This is a genomic window from Methylomagnum sp., from assembly GCF_054333355.1.
Genome location: NZ_JBTEKS010000249.1, coordinates 1 through 6,641 on the forward strand (window position 1 = coordinate 1; position 6,641 = coordinate 6,641).

The window sequence follows — 6,641 nt, forward strand, 5'->3', positions numbered from 1 at the left end:
TGATGGTGTACCTGCTGGGAGTGGTGCTGGTCGCCAGCCGCCATGGCCGCTGGCCCTCGGTCCTGGCGTCCCTGCTCAGCGCCCCGGCCTTCGCCTCCTTCTTCGCCCCGCCGATTTTCTCCCTGGCGATGAAAGACCTCGAAAACAGCGTCGGACTGGGAGTGATGCTGGTGACCGCCCATATCACCAGCCAGCTACTGGAACGGCTGCGCACCCAGGCGGCCCTCGCCGCGAAGCGGGAGCGCCAGGCCCATGCGCTGTATCGGCTCAGCGAGGCCCTCTCCAGCACGCGTTCGGATATTGAGGTGGCGGCCGTGTGCGTCCGCCACCTCTATTCCGAATTGGGCGCCCGCTCGGTCTTGCTATGGACGGATGCAAACGGACGGCTGGTCCGCCCCAGGGGACCGCCGTTAGCGGAATCTCTCCGAGGCGTTGATTTCGGCCACGCGCAGCTTGTTCACGAGCGGCACCCGGTCGTGTACCGGCCAAGACAGACTGGTGTCGGGTGGTTTCCTCTGGCGAGTTCCGAAGGTCCGCTGGGCCTGCTGGGGATAGAGGAGCCCCCTCCAGGGTCCATGACCGATCCGGAGGAAAGGACGTTTCTGAATATGCTGCTGAATCAAGTCGCGCAGTCCTTGGCGCGCCTGCGTCTGGCGGAACAGGCCAGGGCGTCCAGCATTCAGGCGGAAACGGAAACCTTCCGAAACTCCCTCCTCAGCGCGATTTCTCACGACCTCAAGACTCCGCTGACCCGCATCGTCGGCACCGCCAGCACCCTCGTCGAGCGGGACGACGCCCTGGCCGGACCCGAGCGGCGGGAGTTCACGAGGGCCATTCAGGAGGAGGCCCAGCACATGGCGGAGTTGATGACCAAGATTCTGGACATGGCCCGGATTACTTCCGGGAAGATCAACTTGCAATGGGAATGGAGCGCCATCGAGGAAATCGTCGGCGCGGCCCTGAACCGTCTGGACCCCCTGCTTCTGGGGCGTCCCGTCCGCATCGACCTGCCGGAGCATCTGCCCTTGGTGCGGATCGACGCCGTGCTGATCCAGCAGGTCTTGATGAACCTCATCGAGAACGCTGTAAAGTAGAGCCCGGCGGGTGGCCCCATCGACATCTCGGCGGAATGGACGCCGGCCACCCTGCGGCTGGCCGTGGCGGATCGTGGCCCCGGCATTCCCGAAGCCGTCAAGGACCGGCTGTTCGAGAAGTTCTACCGGGCGGCGCCGGAAAGCGCCGAGAGCGGGGTGGGGTTGGGCCTAGCGCTGTGCCGGGCCATCGTCGAGGCCCATGGCGGCGAGATCGAGGCCCGCAACCGGCCCGGCGGCGGCGCGGAATTCGGCCTGACGCTGCCGCTCCACGACTCGCCGCCGGTGTTGGATTGGCAGGAAACCACGGGAGCGGACGCATGACTAAGGGCCGGGGACTGATCCTACTGATCGAGGACGATCCACAGACCCGCCGGTTCCTGAGGACCAGCCTGGGCGGACGGGGCTGGGACATCACCGAGGCGGAGGCCGGAAGACCCGGACTGGCGGCGGCTAGGACTGAGCGGCCCGACCTCGTCATCGTCGATTTGGGGCTGCCCGACCTGGACGGGTTCGCTGTGGTCCGGGGTCTCCGGCAGATGACGGAAGTCCCCATCCTGATCCTGTCCGCCCGCGACCAGGAGCAAGACAAAATCAAAGCCCTCGATGCCGGGGCCGACGACTACCTGACCAAGCCCTTCGGGACGGGGGAGTTGGATGCCCGCATCCGGGCCCTGTTGCGCCGCGCCCGTCAGGAGGCCGACCGCCACGAGGGCTTCGAGGGGGGCGACCTGCGGGTGGACCTGACCCTGCGCAAGGTGTTCAAGGCCGGGGAGGAGGTCTGCCTCACGCCCATCGAGTACCGGCTGCTGGCGATCCTGGTCCGCCACGCCGGGCTGGTGGTGACCCAGCGCCAGTTATTGAACGAGGTGTGGGGGCCGGACCATCTCCGGGACAGCCATTACCTGCGGATTTACATGGGGCAGTTGCGCCACAAGCTGGAATCCGATCCGGCCCGCCCGCGTTTCCTCCTGACCGAGGTGGGCGTGGGCTACCGGCTGGCGCAGGATGACATGTAGCGCGTCCGCCCAGCGTGTAAGGTAGATGCGCGGCGCTTGTTCTCCCGGCACGAATTGAATGAAAGCCCCCTTAGGCAACGAATTGTTGACGCCGCTCTTGTTCCTGATTAGGAAATAAATGCGGTATACGACCGAGATTGTGTGATTGTGAGAGACCCTCGTGAATAGACATAGACTTCCCTGGCTGGCCCTGCTGGTCCTGGGGCTCCCGGCCCCGGCCCTAGCCGAACCCATCGCGCCCGACCTGACCCGGCATTGGGCCGGGTATGCGTCCCTAATCATCATCCTCGTCGCCTACATCTCCGCGATGCTGGAAGACGTCACGATGCTGCGGAAATCCAAGTCCATGGTCCTGGGCGGAACCCTGGTCTGGTTCTTGATCCTGCTGGCCTATAAGCAGTATGGCGATGTCCGGCCCGCCGTCGAGGCGTTCAAGTCCAACCTCCAGGCGTACATCGAGCTGCTGCTGTTCATCATGGCGTCGATGACCTACCTGAACGCCATGGAGGACATGCGGGTGTTCGTGGCCTTGCGGAACTGGCTGGTGGGGGCGAAGTTCGGCTATCGGAAGCTGTTCTGGATCACAGGTCTCTTGGTGTTCTTCCTCTCCACCGTCATCAACGGCCTGACCGCCGGACTCCTGATGGGGGCCGTGGCGATGGCCGTCGGCAAGGGCAACCCGCGCTTCGTGTCGCTGGCCTGCATCAACATCGTGGTCGCCACCAACGCGGGCGGCTCGCTGAGTCCCCTGGGCGGCATTTCCACCCTGTTCGTCTGGCAGAAGGGGCTGGTCGAGTTCACCCAGTTCTTCACGCTGTTCGTCCCCTGCTTCGTCAACTTCTTCGTGCCGGCCCTGGTCATGCACTTCGGCGTGCCCAAGGTCTGCCCGGTGCTGGAGACCCGGCCCGTCCAACTGCAACGGGGCGCGGCGGGCGTCATCGCGCTGTTCGCCATCACCATATTCCTGGCCGTGGCCTTCGACATGTTCCTCAAGCTGCCAGCGGCGGCGGGCATGATGGCGGGTTTGAGCTTCCTGCAGATCTACAGCTTCTGCCTGCAACGCTCGGAACCCGGCCCGGCGGAAATCCTGGCCTCGGAGGACGAACCCGACCCGCACCGGGACATCCTCGACGAGCCCTATTCCTACGACATCTTCAAGAAGGTCGGGCGGCTGGAGTGGGACACCCTGCTGTTCTTCTACGGGGCGATGATGGGCATCGGCGCCCTCGGCTTCATCGGCTATCTCGACGCCGTTTCCCAATGGCTTTACGGGCAGCACGAGGCCACCCATGCCAACATCCTGATCGGCCTGTCCTCCGCCCTGGTGGACAACGGCACCCTGATGTTCGCCGTGCTGAGCATGAAGCCGGACATTTCCCAGGGCCAATGGCTGCTGCTGACCCTCACCCTGGGGGTGGGCGGCAGCCTCACGGCCATCGGGTCCGCCCCGGCCATTGGCCTGTTGGGGATCACCAAGGGCCAGTATTCATTCATGGGCCATCTGAAATGGGCGCCGGTGATCCTGCTGGGCTATTTCGCCGCCATCGGGGTCCATTTCCTGGTCAACGCCCGGTATTTCTGAGGGGGTCAAACATGAATAACGTCGAATCAATCTCCCTCAACGGGCGTTCGTTGGTTCAATCCAAGCACCGTATTTCGGCTTTCGTCCTGCCCTGGCTGGCTGGCCTAATCTGGCCCGCCACGGGTTTTGCTGAGGAAGCCTTGGCCTCCGCCTCCATCGACCTGACGGCCCACTGGGTCGGCTTCGCCGCCCTCGCCATTTTCGCCCTGGCCTACATCCTCGCGACAATGGAGGACCGGCTCCGGCTCCGCAAATCGAAACCCATGGTCTTCGCCGGGAGCCTGATCTGGGTGCTGATCGCCGCCGTCTATGTGTCCGGCGGGCTGGGCGATGAATCGGGCCGCGCCTTCCGCAGCATCCTGGAGGGCTATGCCGAATTGTTCCTGTACATCCTGGTATCCATGACCTACCTGAACGCCATGGAGCAGCGTGGGGTGTTCGAAAACCTCCGCGTCTGGCTGCTGAGCAAGGGCTATGGCTACCGGAAGCTGTTCTGGATCACAGGGCTACAGGCGTTCTTCCTGTCCTCGGTCTGCTCGAACCTCACCACGGCCCTGCTCATGGGCTCGGTCATCATGGCAATGGGCGCGAAAAGCCCCCGCTTCATCGCCATCGCCTGCGTCAACATCGTGGTCGCCACCAACGCGGGCGGCTCGTTCAGCCCGTTCGGCGACATCACCACCCTGCTGGTGTGGCAGAAGGGCGTGGTGCCATTCACCCACTTCTTCTCGCTGCTGCTGCCGTCCATCGTCAACTTCGTGGTGCCCGCCGCCATCATGCAGTTCTGGGTGCCCAGGGAAGCCCCGGAATCGGCGGGCAAGCTGCAACCCATGCGGCATGGGGCCAAGGGCATCATCGCCCTGTTCATCCTGACCATCGCCACGGCGGCCTATTTCGAGAACTCCCTGAAGCTGCCGCCCGCCGCCGGGATGATGGCGGGCCTGGTGTACCTGAGCTTCTACTTCTTCTACCTCTACAAGGTCCGGGTGAAAGGGGGACACATCCAGGAGTCCCGTCGTGGTGGCGAGGACACGCGGAGCCCCGTGGAGACCAAGCAGCACTTCGACGTGTTCCACAGCGTGTCGCGGCTGGAGTGGGACACCCTGCTGTACTTCTACGGGGTGATGACCTGCGTCCATGGGCTGAGCTTCATCGGCTACCTGACGCTCGCCTCGGACATCCTCTACGCCGACCTGGACCCGACGCTGGCAAATATCATGGTCGGCCTGCTCTCGGCCTTCATCGACAACGGCACCATGATGTTCGCGGTGCTGACCATGTCGCCGCCCATCCCGGAGGCCCAGTGGCTGCTGGCCACCCTCACCATCGGCGTCGGCGGCAGCATGCTGGCGATTGGCTCGGCGGCGGGGATCGGACTCATGGGGCAAAGCCAGGGCGCCTACTCCTTCCTCTCCCATCTCAAATGGACGCCGGTTATCGCGCTCGGCTACGCGGGTAGCATCCTCACGCATTTGCTCCTCAATACAGATTTCTTTTGACGGGATGGACACCATGACCGTTTCTGGGCCGGGCTGATGCTGCCGGGGTATCACTGTCCGAAATGCGGCGCCCCGCTGCTGGGCAATGGCCGGTTGGGCCAGCCGGTCACCTGCGCCTGCGGCCAGCAGATACCCAGGGGCCTCGCCGACAAGGCGCGGCGCTATTGGATATTCCAGGCCGCGCTGCCCTATGGGGCGGCGACGTTCTTCATCGCGCTGGCCCTGTGGCATGCCCGGCTTCCCGCCGATCCCTGGGCGCGGTTCCTGAGCCCCGTCCTGATCGCGCCCTCGGTGGCCTCCATCGTGCTGGCTTATCGGAGATTGATGGAAAAGAAGCGGGATTCGGACGACGACGCCCTCCTGCTCCGCTACTTCGCGTTGGGCATGGCGCTGGCGGGCGTTTGCCTGCTGGCCGCCCTGGTGGCCGGACGGTTTTGAACCGGGGCGGACCGGCCCCGATACCGGGTGCCCGCCCCTACTTCCTGATTTGATCCCCTTCTGATACTTGGAGTCTTCGAGAACAGATACCGGCAGGGCAGGCCGTCCATCCAGCGGGAACGGTCGGGTGGCTTGCGCGAGGGGCGGGTTCCGGGTCGAGGGGTAGGCAGCGCCAGCGCCCCGATCAGCGGCCAGCCCATGGCGAGGGCGCGGCGGAGCCATCGCCAGGCACAGCCGCCGCAGCGCCCCGGCGTCCCGCAATTTCGACGACTCCCACTGGAAGCCGCCGGACTTGTGGTCCAGGAAGCCCGCCTCGATGGCGAAGCGCAGGCCGTAGTCGCGCAGGGTGTCCGGCCCCGCCGCCTCGTCGGTGACGATGATCCAGGGTTCCCTGGCGCCCTTCCCGCAGCCCACCGCCAGCTCCACCGGCACCCGCGCCGCGTCCACACCCCGGCGTGGAAGCGCAGTTCCCCCGCCGACAGGCGCAGGGCGAGCCGCCGCCCGCCCCGCGCCGCCAGCCAGCGCCGGACCAGAAGGCGCGGTTCAATCCTCTATCTTCTATGTTCTATCTTTTCGGTTTACAGCACTCCTGCAAATTCTTTTTTTGTGACATGCAGCACAGAAAAAAATCGTCTATTATTTATAGAACTTTTTAAATCCGTTTTCAGTGACGTAAGGTAAGCGGAGCGCATCCACCCAACCAAGGCGGCGGATGCGTTCCGCTTATCCGCCCTACCCTGACTTACGGTTTTTATGGGCTGCGGCTAACCATCTGTTTCAAAACGCCATTTTCCTTTATGCCAACAGAGCCTTACGTCAATAGAACCTAACACCGTGCGAGTCGCAACCATGAAAAGCAAGCAAGAACAAAAATTTTTCCCCACCCATCGCATTCGGGATCACGAGATTTGCCGCTCCCGTTTTGTGATTTTTGGATTTGTGGCGCCTGGTGGAGATAGGGACTGTTTGCGACGCCTGCCCGGATGGGCCTTGCTGTTACTGTTCTCAATGT

Annotated in this window: 5 protein-coding genes and 1 pseudogene; all 6 read left to right on the top strand. The window is 63.9% G+C overall.

All coding sequences use genetic code 11. The features are described 5' to 3' along the window. Window positions 1-1,094 (top strand): DUF4118 domain-containing protein (locus tag ACXWUF_RS16155; RefSeq protein ID WP_458495684.1); only part of this gene is annotated, 1,094 nt, incomplete at its 5' end. 15 nt (window positions 1,095-1,109) lie between these two features. After that, a pseudogene (locus tag ACXWUF_RS16160) lies at window positions 1,110-1,415 on the top strand (sensor histidine kinase); the annotation flags it as partial. Beyond that, window positions 1,412-2,110 carry a response regulator gene (locus ACXWUF_RS16165; protein ID WP_458495685.1) on the top strand — a complete coding sequence of 233 codons (699 nt, stop codon included), beginning with the start codon at window positions 1,412-1,414 and terminating at the stop codon, window positions 2,108-2,110. The pseudogene ACXWUF_RS16160 and the gene ACXWUF_RS16165, both read left to right, overlap by 4 nt. 160 nt (window positions 2,111-2,270) lie before the next feature. Next, entirely contained in the window at window positions 2,271-3,692 is a 1,422-nt protein-coding gene (nhaD, locus tag ACXWUF_RS16170) for a sodium:proton antiporter NhaD (RefSeq protein ID WP_458495686.1), read from the top strand. Window positions 3,693-3,703: 11 nt separating this feature from the next. Further along, window positions 3,704-5,191 carry a sodium:proton antiporter NhaD gene (gene nhaD, locus ACXWUF_RS16175; RefSeq protein ID WP_458495687.1) on the top strand — a complete coding sequence of 496 codons (1,488 nt, stop codon included), beginning with the start codon at window positions 3,704-3,706 and terminating at the stop codon, window positions 5,189-5,191. Window positions 5,192-5,227: 36 nt separating this feature from the next. Next, window positions 5,228-5,629 carry a hypothetical protein gene (locus tag ACXWUF_RS16180; protein ID WP_458495688.1) on the top strand — a complete coding sequence of 134 codons (402 nt, stop codon included), beginning with the start codon at window positions 5,228-5,230 and terminating at the stop codon, window positions 5,627-5,629. Window positions 5,630-6,641 lie beyond the last annotated feature (1,012 nt).